Source organism: Arsukibacterium sp., assembly GCF_033721375.1.
GTDB lineage: Bacteria > Pseudomonadota > Gammaproteobacteria > Enterobacterales > Alteromonadaceae > Alishewanella.
The window spans coordinates 433,004-453,065 of record NZ_JAWWAP010000002.1 but is presented as its reverse complement, the minus strand read 5'-3'; the positions used below and the strand labels follow the sequence as shown (position 1 = coordinate 453,065).

Here is a 20,062-nt window from a genome sequence, read left to right as displayed (position 1 = left end):
CGCAACCGACATTCGTCGATCATTGCCTGGCGTAACGGGGTCATGATGATTCTCCGGTTCTGTTGGGAACATTCCCGGAGTAAGTGTGGTTCAATAATAGGTGGTTGCTAAGGCTCCGCGCAGCGGCTTAGTTCAACGCTTCTTGGGAGTAAAGATCCGTGTTTAAACACGGACTCGTGCGTCTTTGTAAATTTGATGTTGATGACATTATATCTGTTGTCGCTTGTTTACAATGATTTATGGCTACTTACAGTTTTAATAGTTGTGACAATTACGGAAATATCGGTCTGATAGCTTCAGACGACATTTAATCGGTGTGCTTGACCGCCAGCATATGCATAATCAGCTGGATTATGGTGTGTTTCTGACACGCCTTTGACTCAGCGATTAGCAGGGTTAGTGCAGCAAGGCCGGTATCGGTAATGCATGGTTGCCCCTGACGGTTCAGTAACCGCTGGTTACGCTTTAGAAAATCAACAAACAAAAACGCCGCACTTCGTTTATTACCGTCGGTAAAAGGATAATCTTTGATGATAAAGTACAGCAGGTGAGCAGCTTTACTTTCGACAGTGGGATAGGCCGGCTCGCCAAAAACCTGTTGTTGCAGCGCTGCAAATATGACTGCCAGGCCGTTGCCACGTTCGTTGGCAAAATCTTCATCGGCTTCGCCTTTGGCGATTAAGCTGGCTTTTAGTGTCGCTAATGCCTTGCGGGCTGCTGGTAGTGAAGGCAGCTCACCGCCAGGTTGCGCAGGTGGGTCGTGCCATAACACTCTGTCATATTGCCGTAACCATAAAAACGTATCTGCATAGTGGCTGTAAATATCAATTTCATCAGTGGCGGCAGCTTGCTGTTGGCCATATGCTGCTAAGTCGATATTAGTTCGCTGACGCATTACTCCTCCGCGGTTTGCTTTACAGTAAGGTTATTGGCATGCCGCCAGGCCGTTGACACGTTCGTTGGCAATTTTGTTAATTTTACAAAACCGGGTAGATATTACAGACAAATCTGGCCGGCTTTTCTCTGCAACCAACTGTTTATTACTGTCAATTTTGTTGCTCGTTCATCGCCTCTGGCACGGTATCAAATATTTTGCCGCAGGCAGTACCTGCGCTACGGATCCGGTCAAATAAGCCCTGGCCCAGCAACGATAAACCGCCGGTGGCAATAGCGGCGCCAATAGTGCCGCCCGCTTTTAACAGACCAGAGGGATCAGCCACCGGCTGCGGCTGGCCGAGGGTACCGCCAATCCGGACAACGGACGCCAGATTACTTAGACTGATCCCCAGGCCGTCCCGTGGGGTCGGTACAAAATCAATCCGCAGGCTCTCATCACGCAGATTGATGGTACCGCCACCGCGGATTTTTATTTTGCTGGTTTCAATCACCAACTGATCGGGGCTGGTTAACACACCTTTCTCCGCTTTGAAATACATTGCCGCGCATTCGAGCTCGGTAGTCGGGTCGCGGTTGGCAAACGGATTGATTAAGTTAATGGTCCGCAGCAGAAGATCTGAGCCAATCACTTCAAATAAGTTATTGCGGATAGTGGCACCCTGGATCTCCAGCGCCATTTCGCCATTCAGACTGGCTGCTAATTGCTGCGGAGTATTACCCTCAGCCCGCAGTTCCAGCAGTAAATCAGTGGCACCGCCATCAATTAAACCGGTGTCTTGCTGGCCCAAATCAGCCGGTGTCAGCTGTGCTACCAGTAAGCGGCCGTCAACACTGCCACCTGCTTCAGTCTTCGTCACTGAGGCATGACCCCGTACTTTACCCTGGGATAAATTGGCATCAAACGGCTCGATGGTTAGCGTGCCATCGCTTAGCGTCAGCTGGGTTGTAACCTCCCTGAACACGGTCTGATTAAAGCGCAGCACGTCCAGGGTCAGACCGATATCTGCCCTGGCTGCGTTAAGCCAGCTCCAGCTGAGCGGTTCATCCTTGATAATGTCACCGCTGTCCTTGTCAACGTTCTCACCGCTGCCTTCCAGCATCTGGGCCGAAGTGGTCGCAAAATTATTTAAATCCAGCTCTGACGAGCGGAAACTGCCGCTGACAGCAAGCGGAGTCTGGCTGCGATCAACAGTGGCATTGCCCTCTATAACGTTATCTTTAATGGCAAGCGTAAAGGGATCAAACTGCAGAACGGACTGCTCACGGCTTAAATCCACATTAATTGCCAGCGGCAGAAAGGTATCCCATCTGGCGGTGCTTAAACCGTTTACTGCGGCAAAGCTTGCTATCTCAGCAGACAGTTTACCCCGGGTAAGTGTGACATCATTTGGTGTTATAGCTGTCGTAACCTCGCCGCTGATATCAGTCGTATTAAAGGTGACGCTCAAAGGCCAGCCACCGGATGGCTGTGGCTTAAAGCCAAGTTTTATCCTGGCCGATAACGGACTTACAAACTGCCAGCGGGTTGAGGTGTCAGCGGCATTTTTCTCTGGCTGAGAGCTGTCTGGCGAAGTGCTGTCTGGCGAAGTGCTGTCTGGCTGACTGTTATCTGGTTGACTGTCATCGGGTAGACTGTTAGCTGATGCTTGCATAGCGGTGGCAGCCAGACTGCCGATTTCAGCAGTCATCAGCATGGCTTCTGCTTCACTATTGATATCAAGCAGCATATCCCGTGCCTGATACTGCTGATAAAGCACCTCATCCAGCCTGACCGCAGCGGCGACTGTCCACTGCTCAGCCCAATGCATCAACTGCGCAGGATCCCAGCCGCTATTGCTGTTGGCGGGTTGTTTATTGCTGTTACTGGCAAATAACGCTAATAGCGGGTCGAGCGCCAGCTTTTCTGAGCTGAGCTCTGCTTCAATGCTGCGGTTTTCGCTGTTAAAGGTGCCAGAGGCGGCTACTGAGCTGGCGCCAAATTGCACAGACAGTTGCTGCAGCGTATAGCTTGCCCCGGTGCTGCTGGCCTTACCATCCAGACTAATATTATGGCCGGCAACAGAGCCTGTCGTCTCAAGGCGCCACTTTGTAGGTTCAGGTGCCTGCAGGTTGCCTGTCAGCTTTATCGGCGAAAACGGCCTCAGATCCTGATTAAGCAGCTTGCCTAAGGTTGTCAGATCAGCGCTTTGCACGCTGAAGCTGGCTTTGCCCGGGGTAATGCCATCACTGCCGATAGTGCCGTCTAGCGTGATATCACTGCCAAAAACTGACGCTGTAAAGTCGACATCCCGGGCCTTGCCCGAACGGGGTAGCGCCAGGGTACCTGATGCACTAAGCGGCTGGTCGCGATAATTTGCTGCCAGTTTTACCTGTAAATGCTCTTCCGGCTGTTTAATCAGTTGCAGCTTTGAAACCGTTAAGGTTATTTCTTCATCATCGGTGATACGACTGAAATCCAGCTCAGCGATATCAAGCTGCGAGAAGCGAAATAGCGGTGAAGGCCCGCTATTTTCGGCCGTGCGCGCTGCGCTTTTGCCCTCTGGGCCGTTGGCGCTGGCCGGGTTTTGCGCCTGCGGCCGGCTCCAGTTTGTTGAACCATCGTCAAGATCCGCCACCTGCAGCTTAATGCCCGAAGCCGAGGCCTGCCACCAGGTTGGTGCCGCAGTAAAGTACTTGCCCGCATCAATCTTTAGTTCCAGTTGTGCTACCGCCAGCAGCTGCTGGTTTTCAGCAATGTCAGGATTGCGCAGCCGCAGATCAGTGGCCGCCAGCCGCGGCGGAAACAGGTCTGCCTGTAGCGTATCGACGTTCAACTGATAACCTGTAGCAGCGTTTAGCTGTGCTTGCAGTAAACCCAGGTAAGATTTGGGCGCGACCAGTAATACCGCAAGGGCGACAGCGATTGCCACTGCCAGGCCAAGGATAATCCAGCCAGTAATTTTTAGTGCACGCATAAGAGGACTCCATGCTTATCTTAAGCTTTCTGAAATTTATGCAATAACTATTCCTGTCGACCCGCAGGTTGCCTGAGTGAGCATGGCAAGCAGGCTGCTGATTGTCGTTCAGGCCGATCCCGGCTAAACTCTGCTACTGGTGCAACAGATGTGTATTCTATTAACAGACTGATTAGTAATGAAAAAACTCTCCAAAGTGCAACTTAAACAACAGGCGGCCGTGCTTAGCGCGGTGACAGCATTAGAGCAACAGGCGCAGGCAGAACTGCCGGCTGTGGTGCAGTGCTGGTTTAGTCTGGAATATGAAGCCTTTCCCGGCTCATTGCTGGTGCGGCTGCAGTTTGCAGACGAAGCCGGGCTTGCGGCCACGCAGCCGCAGTTGTTAACCTGGCAAAAGCGACTTAGTGGTTTACTGCTGAAAAAGGGTATCGTGCTAAAAGATATGCGTAAGCATCTGGTATTTACCCTGAACAGCCCTGATGAATAGCCAACCTTGACGACTAATCCTGCCAAACGGATGAACCAAACTATGAAGTATTACCTTGGCGCGTATGCCGCATCACCGAACCACAGCGGCTGGAACCCGCAGCTTGAAAGCGCTTTTTACAACGAATTAAAAGCCTTACCGAATATAAAAGGGTTGGAGCATCCGTTTTTAGGCAGCTTGCATCAACATGACGATAACTGGTTTTTAGCCAATATCGATAGCCAGTGGGATTATGTGTTTACCTGTATTCCCGGCATTATGAATGCACTGGGCCAGAACCCTAAGTTTGGCATTGCCTCCGAAGATGAAGCCGGGCGGGCAGCAGCGCTGAGCTTTATGCAACAAGCCTGTGCTGCCATCGGTAAACTGAATAGTCATCTGAGCCGGCAGGCGGTTCGCGCTATTATGATCCAGACCGCACCGGCCCGGCATAAGGCGCCATCGTCCAAAGCGGCACTTTTGGCCTCGCTGCAAACGATGCTGCAGTGGGACTGGCAGGGCGCAAAGATTGTTATTGAGCACTGTGATGCTTATGTCGACAGCCACGCCCCATCAAAAGGCTTTTTAGCGCTGACTGACGAGCTGGACGTGTTGGGAACAGTGAATGCCAGCTTAGCCGCAGATCTGCAACTGGGCATGGTCATTAACTGGGGCCGTTCGGTGTTTGAAACCCGTAACGCAGAGGGCGCAGTGCAGCATATTCACTCAGCACAAGCGGCCGGGGTATTAACTGGCGTGATGTTTTCCGGCGTGTCCGACAAAGACAGCGCCTATGGTGCCTGGCGTGACAGCCACCAGCCACCACAGCAAAGTGAGCGGGTTAAACATGGCGAGCCGGGCAGCTGGATGACCGAGCAGGCGATGCACGACTGTCTGGCCGCCTGCGATACACCCGAAGCTTTATTAGTACTGGGCGCGAAAATCGGTATCCGGCCGCTGGATGCCACCATTGAGCAGCGTATCGGCACTGTTCGCGATACGCTGGCAATACTGGACCGCTTTTTACCAGCAGGCTAAATCTTAGTCCGATGAGTAGAACAGGTTTACCCTAAGCCGACCGTTGAAGCCCTGTACGGGCGGATAAATGCGTAAGGAACGCATTTAAACAGCCTTGCTGGCCCGTAGGGTAAACTTCATGGATGAAGTTTATAAACGAGCCCCCATGGATGGGTTTACGGCGTGTCGGCGTGGGTAATCCTGTTTTACGTTCATCAACACTTGCTCGCTTTAGCTTCTTATTTACTTGGCGTGCGGTATTTCTCATACCAGGCCAGCATATATTCCACTTTCTCAATCATCCGGCTTGGCGTATTGGAAATGCCATGCGGCGAGCCGGGGATCCTAACCAGCGCAGTATCTACCCGGCGGATCTGCAGCGCCTGATAAAATTGCTCTGACTCAGATATCGGCGTGCGGCGGTCCTGCTCACCGGTGATAATAATGGTTGGCGTTTGCACATTACCTACCAGACTCAGCGGCGAACGCTGCCAGTAGTGCTCAACATGCTCCCAGGGTACGCCGGGGAACTGATGAAAGGTCTGATACAGGTAGCTGTCGCCGGTCAGTACTTTACTCAGCCAGTTAATCACCGGCTTAACCACGGCAGCTGCTTTAAAGCGGTTAGTTAAACCAATAGCATAAGCCGCGGCAATACCGCCGGCCGAGCCGCCGCCGATAAACAGGTTGTTTTCGTCAATAAAGCCCAGTTCCAGCATGGCATTTACCCCGCTGTCGTGGTCGGCATAATCTTCCGGCGAGCTGTATTTATTCTGCAGCAATAACGCAAAGCGCTCGCCATAAGACGAACTGCCACGGTGGTTATCATAAAACACCACATAACCTTCTTTGGCATAGCGCTGCATTTCTGCACTCCACTGCGCGCCATACGCCAGGTGCGGGCCGCCATGAATTTCCAGTAACAGCGGGTATTTTTTCGATGGCTCAAAATCCGGCGGCGTCATATACCAGCCCTGAATCTGCTCGCCATCAAACGATGATTTATAAGTAATCTCATGCACCTGTGCCAGCTTTTTATGGCCGAGCAAGTCTTCGTTCAGCGCAGTTAATACCGTGCTTTTCCCTTTTTGCAGCACGGCAACATCGCTTGGCCGCTGGCTGGTACCGTGGGTGTAGGCAATAATACCGTTGTCAGACACCGAGTAGCTGCCGCTTAAATACGGCTGTGGTTGCGATACCCCACCTAAACTGGCGGTCAACTCGGTCAGTTTGCCTTTGTAGCTTAACGTGGCCAGTTTGCGCTGGCCCCGATCATCATATTGCACCACAAAGCTCTGGTTACTGAGCCAGTTCGCTGCGGCAATACTGCGATCAAAGTCGGCAGCGATATCATTGATATTGTTGCTGCTCAGGTTCAGTACTTTTAATTTGCTGTTGCTATAGGGAACTAAGGCATTGCTGTTCCATAAAAAGGCCAGTTGCTTACCGTCAGGCGAGAATACCGGGGCAGATTCGTCACCGGCCATCGTGGTCAGCGCGCTCAGCTTATTGCTGGCTAAATCGAGCCGGTACAGGTTACTGTCCCGTGGCTGGTATTCCCACTCCGGGTCTAAATTGGCCGAGAACAACAGGGCTTTACTATCCGGGCTGAAGGTTAAATCGCTGCCATGATGAAAATCGCCTGAGGTCAGCTGGCGGGCACTGCCGCCCGTTGCCGGCAGCACAAAAATCTGGCGGAACTGTGGTTTTAAAAATCCCTGACCATCGGCCTGGTAACGTGCCCTGTCAAGCACGACTGCTGACTCTGACCACTTAGCGCCTTCCGGCTTTTTGACCTTTTTTACCCGCTTTTTCACATCGGCTTCACTGGCTGCCACATTCATGGTAAACGCCAGCTGAGTGCCATCCGGTGACCAGCTGAGGTTGGCCGGGCTTTGCGGTAAACGTGATAACTGAGCGGTTTTGTTCTCGGCCAGATAGTGCAGATGAATTTGGCGGCTGCCGCTGACATTGCTGATAAAGGCCAGTTTTTTACCATCGGGGGACCAGCGCGGCTGGCTGTAGTTAAAATTGTCAGCAAACATTGGTAGCTGTTTGCCGGTTTTGACATCCAGCAACCACAAACTGTTACGGGTGCTGTCGGTCATAATATCGTTGCTGGCCCGCACATAGACAATCTGGCTGCCGTCCGGCGATATTTGCACCTCGCTGGCGTACTCCAGCGCAAAAATATCTTCAGCTTCAAAATATTGGCTGGTAGTGGTGCTGGCCACAGCCGGCACGGTATAAAGCAGGGCGCTGCTGAGCAGCGCGCCGGCAATAAGTTTAATCGCTAATGGGGTATGTTTCACGGGCATCGTCTCATTGTAAAAACCTTAACGGCTAAGCTACCTGTTTTGCCGTTAAGGTTCAAATATGCCGCGACCAGCTGGTAGTTTTTAGCGCCTGGCGCAACCTGGGGCAGACTGATCATCGACAACTTAAGTTGTCGCTTTGCCAATGCCGGCTAAATACCGCTCTATTTTTGTTTCAGGCATTCATCACTCTGATTTTTTATTAAGCAGTTGCTGAAGTATTGCTGCTGCGTCCTTAAAAGCCAGTATCGATATACGTTCGGCTAAGGCCGCTGCCAGCTTTGGATCAAGTTTAACTAATTCGTATTGGATCTTTTTGAATAAAATAGTTGCAGCCATATTGGCGTTATTAAGATGGCGCAGCAGGGTCTGCATGTTTTCCAGCAGCTGCTCACTATTGATGATTGGTGGTGTAACAGCTGATGGCCCGTTGATAACTTCAAATTGCAACAGTGCAGCCAGTTGCTGCAGGCTAAGCTGACAGGTTTCAATTAATAGTTGGTTTGACAGTTTGCCCGTTGCGGCAGCCTTAGCGGATTGTTGCTCAAACTGAGCCGCAATATCAGCCATGTTATTAAATCCGACCGTTGCGGCCGCGCTTTTCAGGCTATGACAGAGTAAATGCAAATTCAGATCGGGTTCGGCTGCCGTTAGCGAATCCATCGCAGACTCAATATCTTGTTGCAGTTGCCGGGCTAGTTTGAAATATAGTGCCAAATTGCCGCCCAGCCGCTGCAAAGCACTAGTGATCCCAATATTATTTTTGGTGCAATATGCCAGCAACGGCGCATCTACCAGCGGTTTGCCGGTGTTTGATTGTTGCACTGCCAGTGCTTTATGCTGGCAATAATGGCAAACCTTATCAATAACTTCCTGTAATGAGAATGGCTTAGCAATATGATCATTCATCCCTGCTGCAAGACATGCTGCTTTGTCAGACGGCAGCGCGTTTGCAGTCATAGCAATTATAGGAACTTGTTTTAACGTGGTATTACGCCGGATCCGGCGGGTCGTTTCATAGCCATCAATTTGCGGCATCTGAATGTCCATCAGAATAACATCAAAAACTGCATCAGGATTTGCCAGTATTTCCAGCGCCCGCTCGCCACTTTCTGCCGGGGTGATGGTGGCACCTTCAGCCTGCAACAATTCAATCGCCACAAGTTGGTTGGTTAAATTATCTTCCACCAACAGAATTTGCAGACCATGTAAGGGTTGTTTTATCAATTGCGGGTTTTTAATATCAGTCTTTTCTAACGTGCCATGCGCTATGGTTTGCACAGTTTGCAGCATGACGTCAGGAGTAACCGGTTTAATTAAAAAACCATCCAGCAGATCGCTGCTGAAATTCTGATGTTTAGTCAATAGTTCGCGCCCGTGGGCAGTCACCATAACAATAATGGGCGCAAAAGGCAGATCAGGGGTGTTTCGAACCACCTCGGCGAAGGTTACCCCATCCATTGCCGGCATTTTATAGTCGACTAACAACAAGGTATAGGGCGAATTTTCGCTCAGAGCCATGTTCAACATGGGTAAAGCCTGAGCGCCACTGTGGGCACAGTCAGCAGTCCAGCCCAACATAGTACACATTTCCTGCAGGATCTCCCTGGCACTGGCATTGTCATCAACGATCAACACATGAAAATCACTTACCGCATTATTCTTCGTTGGGGTGATCAGCTGCTCACTTATTTGCTTTAACGGCATACTAAATGAAAACTTGCTACCGGCGCCGAAACTACTCTGAACCTGTATGGTGCCGCCCATCAGATTTACTAACCGTTTACTGATCGCCAGACCAAGCCCGGTGCCACCAAACCGGCGACTGATAGAGGATTCGGCCTGATGAAAACCACTGAAAATGACAGCTTGCTGCTGTTCGGTCATACCAATGCCGGTATCCCGAACCTGGACATTCAACACAATATTGTCAGAGACGGTAAGAGTCACGCCAATAGTAACAACAACTTCACCTTGCTCAGTAAACTTTATAGCATTGCCGATAATATTCAGCAGTACCTGCTTAATCCGCAGGCTATCGCCACTGAGCTGGTCGGGCACATCTGCAGCAATCCGATAAAGCACTTCAATATCTTTATCCTGGGTAGCGGATGATAAAATGATACCCACATCCTGCATCAGGGTAGCCAGGCTGAACGGGTGATTATCGAGTTCCAGATTACCCGATTCCACTTTGGAAAAGTCCAGTATATCGTTCAGCAATGACAACAATGATTGCGCTGCCCGGTGAGTTTTATCGACATAGTCTGCCTGGCGGTTATCAAGATCGGTTTTCTGGGTGAGTTGCAGCAGCCCGAGAATTGCATTCATCGGCGTGCGTATTTCATGGCTCATATTTGCCAGAAAGTCGGATTTAGCTTTATTTGCGCTGTCAGCCAGTTCTTTGGCTGTGGCAAGCTCCTGCTCCCGACGCATTTGCTCGGTTAAGTCATACGCGATACCCAGATAGCCAAAGATATCACCTTCGGTATTTACCAGGCTGCTCACATTTAAACGCACCGCGATATGTTCGCCGGATTTGGTCACATAGGTCCAGCGATTTACGTCATTTTCGCCCAGCCTGGCTTTTGCAACAAAGGTTTCAAAGCCTACAGCCACATCAGTAGCTAATTCCTGACTCAGTTTAGCTGCGCGTTGCTCAATTTCATGTTCAAGATGAAAAGCAGCCGGTGTCTTTTTGCCAATCATCTCTGCAGCGCTGAAACCTAACAGTTGTTCCGCAGCAGGGTTAAACAAGGTAATTACACCATCTGCATCGGTGGCGATTATGGCGTAACCGGCACTTTGTAAAATGGTGCGTTGTAATGCATTCACTTGGCTGATTTCAGCAGTACGGCGGGCAACTTCAGATTCAAGTTCAGTATTTGCTTGTTGTAACGATGCTTCTTTTAACGCCGATAATTCAGCTTTGTGCAATGCCATTTGTTTGCGACGTATTAAAAGTAATTGCAGGATAAATACGATAAGCGCAATTAAAAAGGTTAAGCCCAGGATCTCCCAGTACAAAATATGGTAAGAAGGCAACGCCAGCGCAGTGATAAACTGTGCCGTGGGTGCCAGGTTTAAGCGCCATTGTCTGCCAAACAGGTTGAGCTTAGCCTGTTGTTGATGTTGAATTAGTGCCGCGGCTGTTTCACCCCGCTGATAGAAGTTGATATTCTGATCATCTGTAATATCACTGATCGTTAAAACAATATCCGGGCCCAGACCAGTAAAGCTGCTAAGTACTTCGTCAATCAGCAATGCTGCATAACTCCAGCCAAAAATGTGGTTAAGCCGCTCCTGCTCGGTCGTTGGCGCGGGACTGATGTTATAAACAGGAAGAAGGATCAAAAAACCCTGCTGGCTCTTTTGCTCTGCCTGTACCAGGGTAATGGGCGCAGTTAACTGAACGGCATTGTTGCGTGCAGCACTAAGTGCAGCATTGCGCCGCATAGCTTCAGAGCCGATATCCAGCCCGATAGCCTCTCTATTATGGTGCTCCGGCTCAATATATTGAATCACCAGCAGACTGGTGCTGTGCGGGGCCAGTTGACGGATGGTAAACGTTTTATCCGGCCGCTCATTTTTTGCAGCATTGACAAAATCAGTCAGGTTTTCCTGCGAAACGTAGCGTATAAAACCAAAACCGCGTGCCCCCGGGAATTCCAGCGGATAATTTCTGGTATCGGTATATTCCTGCAGCAGAGAGTAGCTAAATTTTTCCGGGGATGATGCCATCACTGCGCCACGAGTACCGCGTAAGCCATACTGGTAAAGGGTAACTTTTTCTCTTACTCCTTCACTAATCTGATTCAAGCGTGACTGCACGGCCAATTCTATTCGCTGCTGTTGTTGCACTTTCTCTTTATCAACGGCCCGCTCTGCGACAAAGGAGCCAAGTAGCAGCAAACTGACCGGCAGCCACAGTGAAAATAAAAACTGTTTAACTTTTGTCTTCTTTTGATGCTCTTCTAATAACATTTATTTCCCCAGAGTGGCGGTTGGCAAAGAATCTTGCAATAGCCTGGCAGCAGCGACGCGACCAGATAAACAAACCGGCTTGTGCCGGGAGCAGTTGTTTAAGCCCAGCTTTGCGTGGTGTAAAACAACAGATTTTGCACGTTATCAGACAGCACCAATGCCTGTCGGGCTAATTTGTCTGCCGCCATCGTGCCGAAACTACCCCAAACCTTATGCCCTAATTACCGGGCCCTGCCGTCTCAATGTTAATTAAATTTAATTAGATGCAAAACCTTGTGTCATTTGTGTTATATATTGGCACATCAAAAACCATTGACTAAGCTATTACTGAAATCGGTAATATTACAGGACGTAACCTCAATGGAGACAGCTGCCAGTACCACGCCCACCCTGCTAATCGTAGACGATAAGCCAGCTAACATTGCCCTGCTTAGTGATATGCTGGAAGGGCTGGCTGATATTTACTTTGTTGATGATAGCACCCAGGCATTTAGCAAAGCATTGGTACTGCAACCGGACATTATCCTGCTTGATATCGAAATGCCTGGCATCAGTGGTTTTGAGGTATGCAAGTTGCTAAAAAATAACCCTCTTACTTCTGGCATTTCGGTCATTTTTATTTCAGCGCATACTGAAGCGGAAGTCGAATTTAATTCGTTGGCGTACGGCGCCATCGATTTTATTGGCCGGCCTTTTAACCGCGCAATCTGCCGTTTACGGGTGCAAAACCACTTATTGTTGCAGCAACAGGCGAAAGCGTTGCTTGAAAGTAAGCAGCACCTTTATGCTGAAAAACAACGCTTACAGGTAACGTTAAATAGTATCGGTGATGCCGTGATTGCCACTGATACCGACGCTGTTATCACCTTTATGAACCCAATTGCTGAGCGGATGACAGGTTGGCACCAGGCTGATGCCATGGGTAAGCCAATCAATGAAGTCATGTTGCTGCGCGACGCGGAAACTAAACAGCCGTCGTTAAACCCGATTATTCTGGCGCTAAAAGAGCAGCGCAATGTTGCTATGGCACTGGATTGTGAGTTGGTGCATTGCAATACGTTGCAATCTACAGCGGTAGAGGATTCTGCTGCACCCATATTTGATCTGGATGGCAAAATGCTCGGAGCCATCATCGTGTTTCATGATGTCGGCGAAGCAAAAGCGCTGGCTACCAAAATGAGCTTTCTGGCTAACCATGACCCGCTAACCGGTTTACCTAACCGGATCCTGCTACATGACAGACTGGAGCAGGCCTGCTGCCTGGCGACGATGATAGAGCGCAAAGTGGGCCTGATCCTGATTGATGTTGATCAGTTCAAATTCCTGAATGATTCTCTTGGGCATCAATCCGGCGATGAGTTGCTGCAGCTGCTGGTTAAAAGATTACAATCGATCCTTGAACCTGAACATACCCTGGCAAGAATAGGGGGTGATGAGTTTGTGCTGATTTATCCTGACATAGTGCAAGTCGAACAAATTAGTAATCTGGCGCAAAACATAGCCCGCATATCCAGGCAACCGTATGAATTAAATAATAAAAAATACACTATGTCGTTAAGCATGGGTATTAGTCTTTATCCAACTGATTCCAGCGATGCCGAAACCCTGCTGCGCCATGCAGACGTGGCACTGTTCAAAGCTAAGCAAGAGGGACGTAACCGCTACTGTTTTTTTTCTGACGAGCTGGGCCAGCGGATGTTGCAACGCCATCAGCAGGAACAAAGCTTACGTGAAGCCATTGCGGAAGAACGGCTGGAAGTGCACTTTCAGCCAAAAGTCTCGCTCGCTGACGGTAGCATTATCGGTGCCGAAGCATTGGTAAGGATCCGTAACCAGAATGGCACGTTAATGTCTCCTGCAGAATTTATCCCGCTGGCTGAAGAAACCGGTCTGATTATCCCGCTGGGTAAAACCGTTTTAATTAAAGCCTGTCAGCAAAGTGCCCGCTGGCAACACGCAGGAATTACCATACCGGTATCAGTCAATATTGCCGCCGCGCAGTTCACCGATCCCGGTTTATTGGGATTAATCGAGCACTTATTGCAGGAATACAGGCTGGCGCCCGAGCTGCTGGAACTGGAAGTCACTGAAACAGCACTGATTGACAACCCCGGCCAAACCGCAAAAACCTTAAGTCAGTTTCGGGCGTTGGGCATTAGCATCGCGATCGATGATTTTGGCACCGGTTATTCCAGCCTGGCCTATCTTAAGCAATTTAAAGTGGACGTGCTGAAAATTGATATGTCATTTGTCAAAGACATGTTAGCTGATAAAAACGACTATGCCATTGTGAAAACTATAATTTTGCTGGGGCAATCGATGCAGATAGCGCTGGTGGCGGAGGGTGTTGAAACTGCCGAACACCAGGCCGCTTTATTGGCATTAGGGTGTTGTTATGGTCAGGGCTATTATTACAGCAAGCCGCTACCGGCTGATAATTTTATGTGCTATTTGCAGGCTGGCAAGGCATCTGATTAAGCCTGCCAGCCTGCCGTTTTTTCGCGCCGCTGGTTCTTTACGTGCCCGCCGGAGCTTAGGCGCTAACGCTGTCAAATAATTGCAAAAAGGTCGGTGTCTGTCGAATGTGCAGCGGCAGATGCAAGCGCCTTGCAATATCCTGAGCGCTGATGACGCCGCGGATAAGATGCGATTCCCTGTCTACCACCACACAATGTTGTTCGCCACTTGATTGCAGGGTATTTAATACATCGGCAATAGTGCAATGCTGCAACTGTTGCCAGGCCAGTGCTTTAATCCGTTGCCGGGGCAGCATTAAATCGGCGACTTTAATATCGCGCCGGCTGTCGCCCAGCGCTACCCGGCGCATAATAGCCTGATCGGATAATTGTTCCAGATGGATAATGCCGCTTAGTTCGCCCTGCTCATCCACCACCAGTTTCAGCTTACAACGTTCCAGCTGCATTAAGGCCAGCACATCACTGGCTGCCAGATTTTCACTGATCATATCGGGTGTACTGTGTTTAAAGTCTGTCACCAGTTGTAACGCCGGAGAGGTTAATCTGGCCGGATCAAACTGGCCTGGCTGGACTAAATGGTCAATAGGTTCTACTGCAAATAAGGCTAAAGTTTTCATGGTCTTCCTCGCTGCCAGCATGCAGAGGCCGTGCTGGCGAATAAAAAGTTTTAATAGGGCATAAATGCCACAAACGTTTTAGGCTAGGGAAGCTGACGGTGGTGCCCGCACCGGATGGGCGGCTTTGGGTTGGGGCAGGGCTATTGCCCCAGGCAGGCTGCTAACAGCAAGATTGAACAACAGTGGTGCGTTGGTGTTGCTTAGTTGTAGGCTGTTATCGTTATCATCACCGCTGTCCTGTTCACTGATCAGGCTGGCCTGACCGGTTAACGGGCTTACTGCCAGTAACTGGCTATCGGCTAGCGGGGTTAAATGCGGCGCATGAGCACTGGCCACCTGCGGGGTGACCAGCAGGCACAGGTAAAACATGAAGGCAACAGCACTAAACCAACGCATCATCAGGTTACTTTTAATTTCCGTTATTGACTGGCAATTACGCCAACGCATCTGCCGGAAGGCAGTTGCCGTTGGGTTTAGCTGATAATGAGCCTGGCTGCTGATATTGGCAAGAGGCAGGACAAAATATAATGGCGCCTTGCGACCAGCTGCCATTGGTGCAGGTCAGAAAGGGTTTTACCAGTATGGTTGTTATAAACAGGGCTTAGCCAGCCTGATTACCGCCAGCCAGATTAGCTGCCAGCCTGCGGGCACGAATGAAACCAACCAGATTACTGAGCAAAAATGCCAGCTCCATCAGCACTGCTACCGGTGAGCCCACCAGAATATTGTGAATAATCCAGCAGCTGGCGCCCATGGCCATACATAACCGTACCCGGCCAAGCCGGGTTTGAAAACTGCCGTAGGTACCCAGCATGGCGGCGGCATAAGGCAGTAAATTCAGCGGACTGCTGTAGCTGGCCAGCAGAATAAAGGTGGCGCCTGCCATAAACAGCAGCATCCAGTGCCGGCGCGGCTGAATGGCGGCCACCAGAAAGCGGATAGCCGTCAAGCCAACAAATAAGGCGGCTTCATACTGACCCAGCAAAGCAAAATGGCTGGCATTCAGCAATGCGGAAATAAACCAGAATTTCAGCATGGCGCTGCGCTGCTGCTGCCAGAACGCGAAGATGCCGCTGGCAAATGCAACCGCAGCAAGCAACTGAGACGCCAAAAAAAATACACTGAGTTCTGACAAAATATTCCCGGCAGCAGATAAATAACGGTTGCTATCATACGCCATTGGCCGTCGCCTTGCCTGACAGCATCGGTATAACATATAACTGCACGCGGTTCGTTATTGGTATAAAGTCAGTAAATAAATCAGCAGGCAGCTGGCTGTCTGCCTGTTTTCTGATAGTCTTGCAGTAATAGCGCCAACTAAGGATTAAGCATGAAAGCAGTAGGTTATCAGCACTCACTGGCTATCAACGACCCGGCTGCGTTACTGGATATAGAGTTACCGCAACCGGTTGCGTCGGGCCGCGATGTGCTGGTAAAAGTGGCTGCGGTTTCAGTTAACCCGGTCGATACCAAAATCCGTAAAAAGCTGACACCCCCCGCAGGTGAATATAAGGTACTGGGCTGGGATGCAGCCGGCGAAGTGGTTGGCTGTGGCGATGAGGTCAGCATGTTTAAGCCAGGCGACAAGGTTTATTACGCCGGCGCACTCAATCGCAGTGGCTCTAATGCGGAGTATCAGTTAGTTGATGAACGGCTGGTGGCACTGATGCCGGCGAATTTAAGTTATACCGAAGCGGCTGCGTTGCCACTTACCGCGATCACTGCCTGGGAATTGTTGTTTGACCGGCTGGAGTTAAACCAGCCCAGCCTGAAATATCCACGGCCAATGCTACTGATCACCGGTGCGGCTGGCGGCGTTGGCTCGGTGCTGGTGCAACTGGCACGCAAACTGACCAGCGTCTGTATTGTGGCGACTGCATCGCGGCCGGAAAGCCAGGCCTGGGTCAAAGCACTGGGCGCGCATTATGTGGTGGACCACAGCAAGCCGTTACAACCGCAACTGGCAGAGCTTGGTATCGACTCGGTCAGCCATGTCGCCAGTTTAACCCATACTGAGCAGCACTACCCTGAGCTGGTACAATTGCTGGCACCCCAGGGCAAACTGGCACTGATTGACGACCCGGTCGGCGGGCTTGATATTATGCCGCTAAAGCAAAAAAGCATTTCGCTGCACTGGGAATTTATGTTTACCCGCTCGCTGTTTGCCACGGCTGATATGCATTTGCAGCATCAGCTGTTAACCGATTTAAGCCGGCTGATAGAGCAGGGCCAGCTCAAAACTACCTTGCAACAAACGCTTGGGGTGATTAATGCCGCTAATTTGCGTCAGGCCCATGCGTTACTGGAAAGTGGTAAAGCCATTGGTAAAGTGGTGCTGGCCGGTTTTTAGCCGGCCCGGCTTAACTCAGATCTCAGAGACCATTATCAGGCAATTTGCAGCTCATCATGCTCAAAGCTGTAGCTGGCTTTAAATAACACCTGCTCTAACGCCAGTTGCAATGCGGTATTAATAGGGTAATGCCTGTTGCCGAGTTGATAATCCAACTCATTAATCTGCTCTTTACTGTGCATCATCAGTGGCGGTGGCGAGCTTTGCAACATAATCAGACCCTGCTGATATTTTAGCGGGTTATCTGTTTTAATGGTTTTGCAGACCGACAGTGACGTCTGGCCGGTTTTATCACGATAACCCGCTGCGCCAAACATCCGGCAAATACTGGGACGTTGCTGGTACACACTGCATTGGCCCTGTTTGCCATCAAATGACAACTTCTGATAGAAAAAACAGCCCTGAGGCTCAGTTAACTGGCCGAGTTGGTCAAGTGTTTGTTCGGCTTTGCCCTGGTCAAACAGGTGCAATGCCAGCGGCAACATTTCCAGTACCGTTGCCTCAATAGTCGGTGCCAGACAGCACTCACCACAGCCACTGCGGCATTGTAAGCCCAGGCGTTGCTGATAGTTGCTGTAGGTTTCCGCTATTTCGCCATACACAGCCTCAACACGACGCGATAATTCACGCAGCCGTTGCATACAGACTCCGAACGAAATACATAAAGGGTTTGCTTAATAAAGAAACGACGGATTGTCGCGGCGCCATTCTACGCTGAGCCGGATCAGCTCAGCAAGGGGGCGCTGCAAATATAATCAAGAGTTTACCGGTTTGTTGTACCTCGTCAGCTAGCAAACAGTCAACTGACATGTGTAGGCTCAGTAAACAGGTGGATCCGGTTCTGACCTTTCTCTCTGGCACTGGCGGCCGCGGCGGCTGCCTGCATTAAAAAGCTGGCACTGTCCTGCCGGCTGTTATCAATCACCCGGATCCCAATGTTAATGCTGATGCTGTAGTGTTGCTGCTGCCAGTTGAAGTCGAACCCTTTGACCTGATCAATCAAGCGATAGGCAATAACCAGCGCCTCATTGGCATTTTTGCCGGGTGACAATAACCCAAACTGATCTTTTTCCAGCCGGGCCAGCATATCGGCCGGGGCTAAATTCTGTGCCAGATGCTGGCCAAGTTGTTTTAACAGGCTGTCGCCGGCGCTATGGCCCAGCCGGGTATTAATATCATTAAACTGAGCAACATCAATAAACAGCAGGCTACTGTTTCGTTTGGCGCCCTGATACAGACTGCGGGTAAGTTGCTGCAGTAAATAATGGCGGTTATACAGGCCGGTAATGGCATCATGGTTTGCCTGATAACTCAGCTGCTCGTAGGCCAGCTTTTGCTTGCTGATGTCAATCACCGAGCCATGAATAAAGGCTGGCTCGGTTGCTGTTGCCGGCACCAGCCTGGCAGATAACAGTGCCCAGAACGGACTGCGATCGGCCCGCAATCCGCGGATTTCTGCCTGTTGCTGGCCAAACTTATGTAGCTGAGTAATAAAATCCTGCCGATCACTGGGATTGGCGTAAAAACGGGCCATGCCGTGGCCACCGACATCCTGGCGCAACTCACTGATTTGCCGATAGCCTAGGATCTGTAATAACGCCAGATTGGCATCCAGCAGCTTGCCTTCGGCATTGCCAACAAACAGGCCTTCTGCTGCCTGATGAAACAATGTTTTATATTTTGCCAGTTCCCGCATTGATTCGTGGTCTGTGGTCAGTTCAGCATGAATATGATCGAGGCTGAAGTGGATCACCGTCATACACAGTAAGATCAGCAGGAGGGTTAAATAATGCCATTCCAGTAGCTGCTTAAAATAGCCCAGTTGTGCCATCGTCAGAATCGCCGCACTTAACAGCAGGAAAAAGCAGGCAAGGGCCAGCGAGCGCGCACTTTTCTGACCCGCCACCGCATAGTGCAGCGTAAGCAGAATATTGCTGCTTATCACCACAATAATACTGCCCAGCAGCAGCCAGAAGCGCCATTCACCGCCGATAAGCAATGGGCTGAACAGCAGGCTCAAGGCCAGTAAATTATTAAAAATGTGGACCTTATGCCACATAAACGACAGTGGTTGCTCCAGCCTGGCGCGGATAAACAGGTTTAGGCACAGCAGGGATAAACCGGCAAAAATGTAAAGCACCGCCAGGTTAATCGCCGGGTTATCCGGCCATAATAACGGAAAGGCCAGGCCGTTCAGAATGGCCAGTACCATGGCAAAACAGGCGAAGAACAACCCCTGATACAAGCGCTGGCGCTGGCGCAGCTGATTAAACATGATAAAACTGTGCAGGGACAGCATCAGCAGAATACCGCTGAGTACGCCATCAAATATCGCGTTGCCTTGCTGCACGCTGATAAAAGCGTTCGGTTGCCACAGGGTCATGTCACTGGGGATAATGGCGGCATCTTCTACCCGCAGGTACAAATCAAACTCCTGCTCCGGGTTAAAGTGCAATTCGGTAATATAGCCCCGGTACGGCAGCGCCCGCTCCGAAAAGGGGTAGTCATTACCGGTGCGGTTCAGCAGTTCAATATCTTTACTGGCCCGATCAACCTGATATACCTCAAGCTTATCCACCATCGGGAAATTGTATTCCAGTAACCATGTTGCCTGTTGTTTACTGGCATTGCGTAGCCGGGCTTTAAACCAGACCGGTTTATGATCGCTTACCAGGATCCGTTTATCGCCCTGTACTGCCTGAAAGCTATGGTTGTAAGCCGGATCAGCCAGAATGTCATCCAGGGTCAGATTGTCATCAGCATTCAGATAGTACAGGTATTGCAGGCCGGCTTTGCTGCTGGTATCAACGCTAAGCCGGTTAGTTTCGGTTTGGGAGGCGGCCAGCGGCCAGCTGCATAGCCACAGCAGCAAGACATACAACCAGGGTTTTACTGGCACCACTGATGCTCTCCATTGGCAGGCAAACATGCGAAAACAGCCGCAATGTTAGCACAATATGGTCAACTACGGCACAACGATATCTG

General features: G+C 50.4%; 12 protein-coding genes and 1 pseudogene. 4 read left to right on the top strand and 9 right to left on the bottom strand.

The window, feature by feature from the left end; all coding sequences use genetic code 11:
* Window positions 1–307: 307 nt before the first annotated feature.
* Window positions 308–829 (bottom strand): annotated as a pseudogene (locus R3187_RS05160) (type II toxin-antitoxin system death-on-curing family toxin); the annotation flags it as partial.
* A 217-nt stretch (window positions 830–1,046) separates the two neighbouring features.
* A complete protein-coding gene (locus tag R3187_RS05155; RefSeq protein WP_318965636.1) occupies window positions 1,047–3,851 on the bottom strand; it encodes an AsmA family protein in 2,805 nt (934 codons plus the stop codon).
* A gap of 178 nt (window positions 3,852–4,029) precedes the next feature.
* On the opposite strand from R3187_RS05155, the gene R3187_RS05150 reads away from it, so the two are divergent.
* On the top strand, window positions 4,030–4,338 hold the full coding sequence (locus R3187_RS05150) for a hypothetical protein (RefSeq protein ID WP_318965635.1): 309 nt from the start codon (window positions 4,030–4,032) through the stop codon (window positions 4,336–4,338).
* 42 nt (window positions 4,339–4,380) lie between these two features.
* Complete coding sequence (locus R3187_RS05145; protein WP_318965634.1) at window positions 4,381–5,355, top strand: DUF4862 family protein; 975 nt, start codon at window positions 4,381–4,383, stop codon at window positions 5,353–5,355.
* Window positions 5,356–5,573: 218 nt separating this feature from the next.
* Here R3187_RS05145 and R3187_RS05140 read toward each other — a convergent pair whose 3' ends face one another.
* A complete protein-coding gene (locus R3187_RS05140) occupies window positions 5,574–7,652 on the bottom strand; it encodes a S9 family peptidase (protein WP_318965633.1) in 2,079 nt (692 codons plus the stop codon).
* Window positions 7,653–7,835: 183 nt separating this feature from the next.
* The gene (locus R3187_RS05135) at window positions 7,836–11,633 is read right to left on the bottom strand and encodes a CHASE domain-containing protein (RefSeq protein WP_318965632.1); all 3,798 of its coding nucleotides are present in this window, start codon (window positions 11,631–11,633) and stop codon (window positions 7,836–7,838) included.
* Between the two features lie 360 nt (window positions 11,634–11,993).
* Between R3187_RS05135 and R3187_RS05130 the strand changes: the two genes are divergently transcribed.
* On the top strand, window positions 11,994–14,111 hold the full coding sequence (locus R3187_RS05130; RefSeq protein ID WP_318965631.1) for an EAL domain-containing protein: 2,118 nt from the start codon (window positions 11,994–11,996) through the stop codon (window positions 14,109–14,111).
* A 55-nt stretch (window positions 14,112–14,166) separates the two neighbouring features.
* Here R3187_RS05130 and R3187_RS05125 read toward each other — a convergent pair whose 3' ends face one another.
* The 3 genes from R3187_RS05125 to R3187_RS05115 all read right to left on the bottom strand — a co-directional run bounded on the left by R3187_RS05125 (window position 14,167) and on the right by R3187_RS05115 (window position 15,907).
* Window positions 14,167–14,727, bottom strand: a complete 561-nt coding sequence (locus tag R3187_RS05125; protein WP_318965630.1) for a CBS domain-containing protein — start codon at window positions 14,725–14,727, stop codon at window positions 14,167–14,169.
* Between the two features lie 78 nt (window positions 14,728–14,805).
* Entirely contained in the window at window positions 14,806–15,126 is a 321-nt protein-coding gene (locus R3187_RS05120) for a hypothetical protein (RefSeq protein WP_318965629.1), read from the bottom strand.
* A 202-nt stretch (window positions 15,127–15,328) separates the two neighbouring features.
* The gene (locus R3187_RS05115) at window positions 15,329–15,907 is read right to left on the bottom strand and encodes a YgjV family protein (RefSeq protein ID WP_318965628.1); all 579 of its coding nucleotides are present in this window, start codon (window positions 15,905–15,907) and stop codon (window positions 15,329–15,331) included.
* Between the two features lie 150 nt (window positions 15,908–16,057).
* Here R3187_RS05115 and R3187_RS05110 point away from each other — a divergent pair, with 150 nt between their 5' ends.
* Window positions 16,058–17,077 carry a zinc-binding alcohol dehydrogenase family protein gene (locus R3187_RS05110; RefSeq protein ID WP_318965627.1) on the top strand — a complete coding sequence of 340 codons (1,020 nt, stop codon included), beginning with the start codon at window positions 16,058–16,060 and terminating at the stop codon, window positions 17,075–17,077.
* 35 nt (window positions 17,078–17,112) lie between these two features.
* Here the strand turns inward: R3187_RS05110 and R3187_RS05105 are convergent, their stop codons facing one another.
* Window positions 17,113–17,718, bottom strand: a complete 606-nt coding sequence (locus R3187_RS05105; RefSeq protein WP_318965626.1) for a YkgJ family cysteine cluster protein — start codon at window positions 17,716–17,718, stop codon at window positions 17,113–17,115.
* A 158-nt stretch (window positions 17,719–17,876) separates the two neighbouring features.
* A complete protein-coding gene (locus R3187_RS05100; RefSeq protein WP_318965625.1) occupies window positions 17,877–19,979 on the bottom strand; it encodes a diguanylate cyclase domain-containing protein in 2,103 nt (700 codons plus the stop codon).
* Window positions 19,980–20,062: the final 83 nt, after the last annotated feature.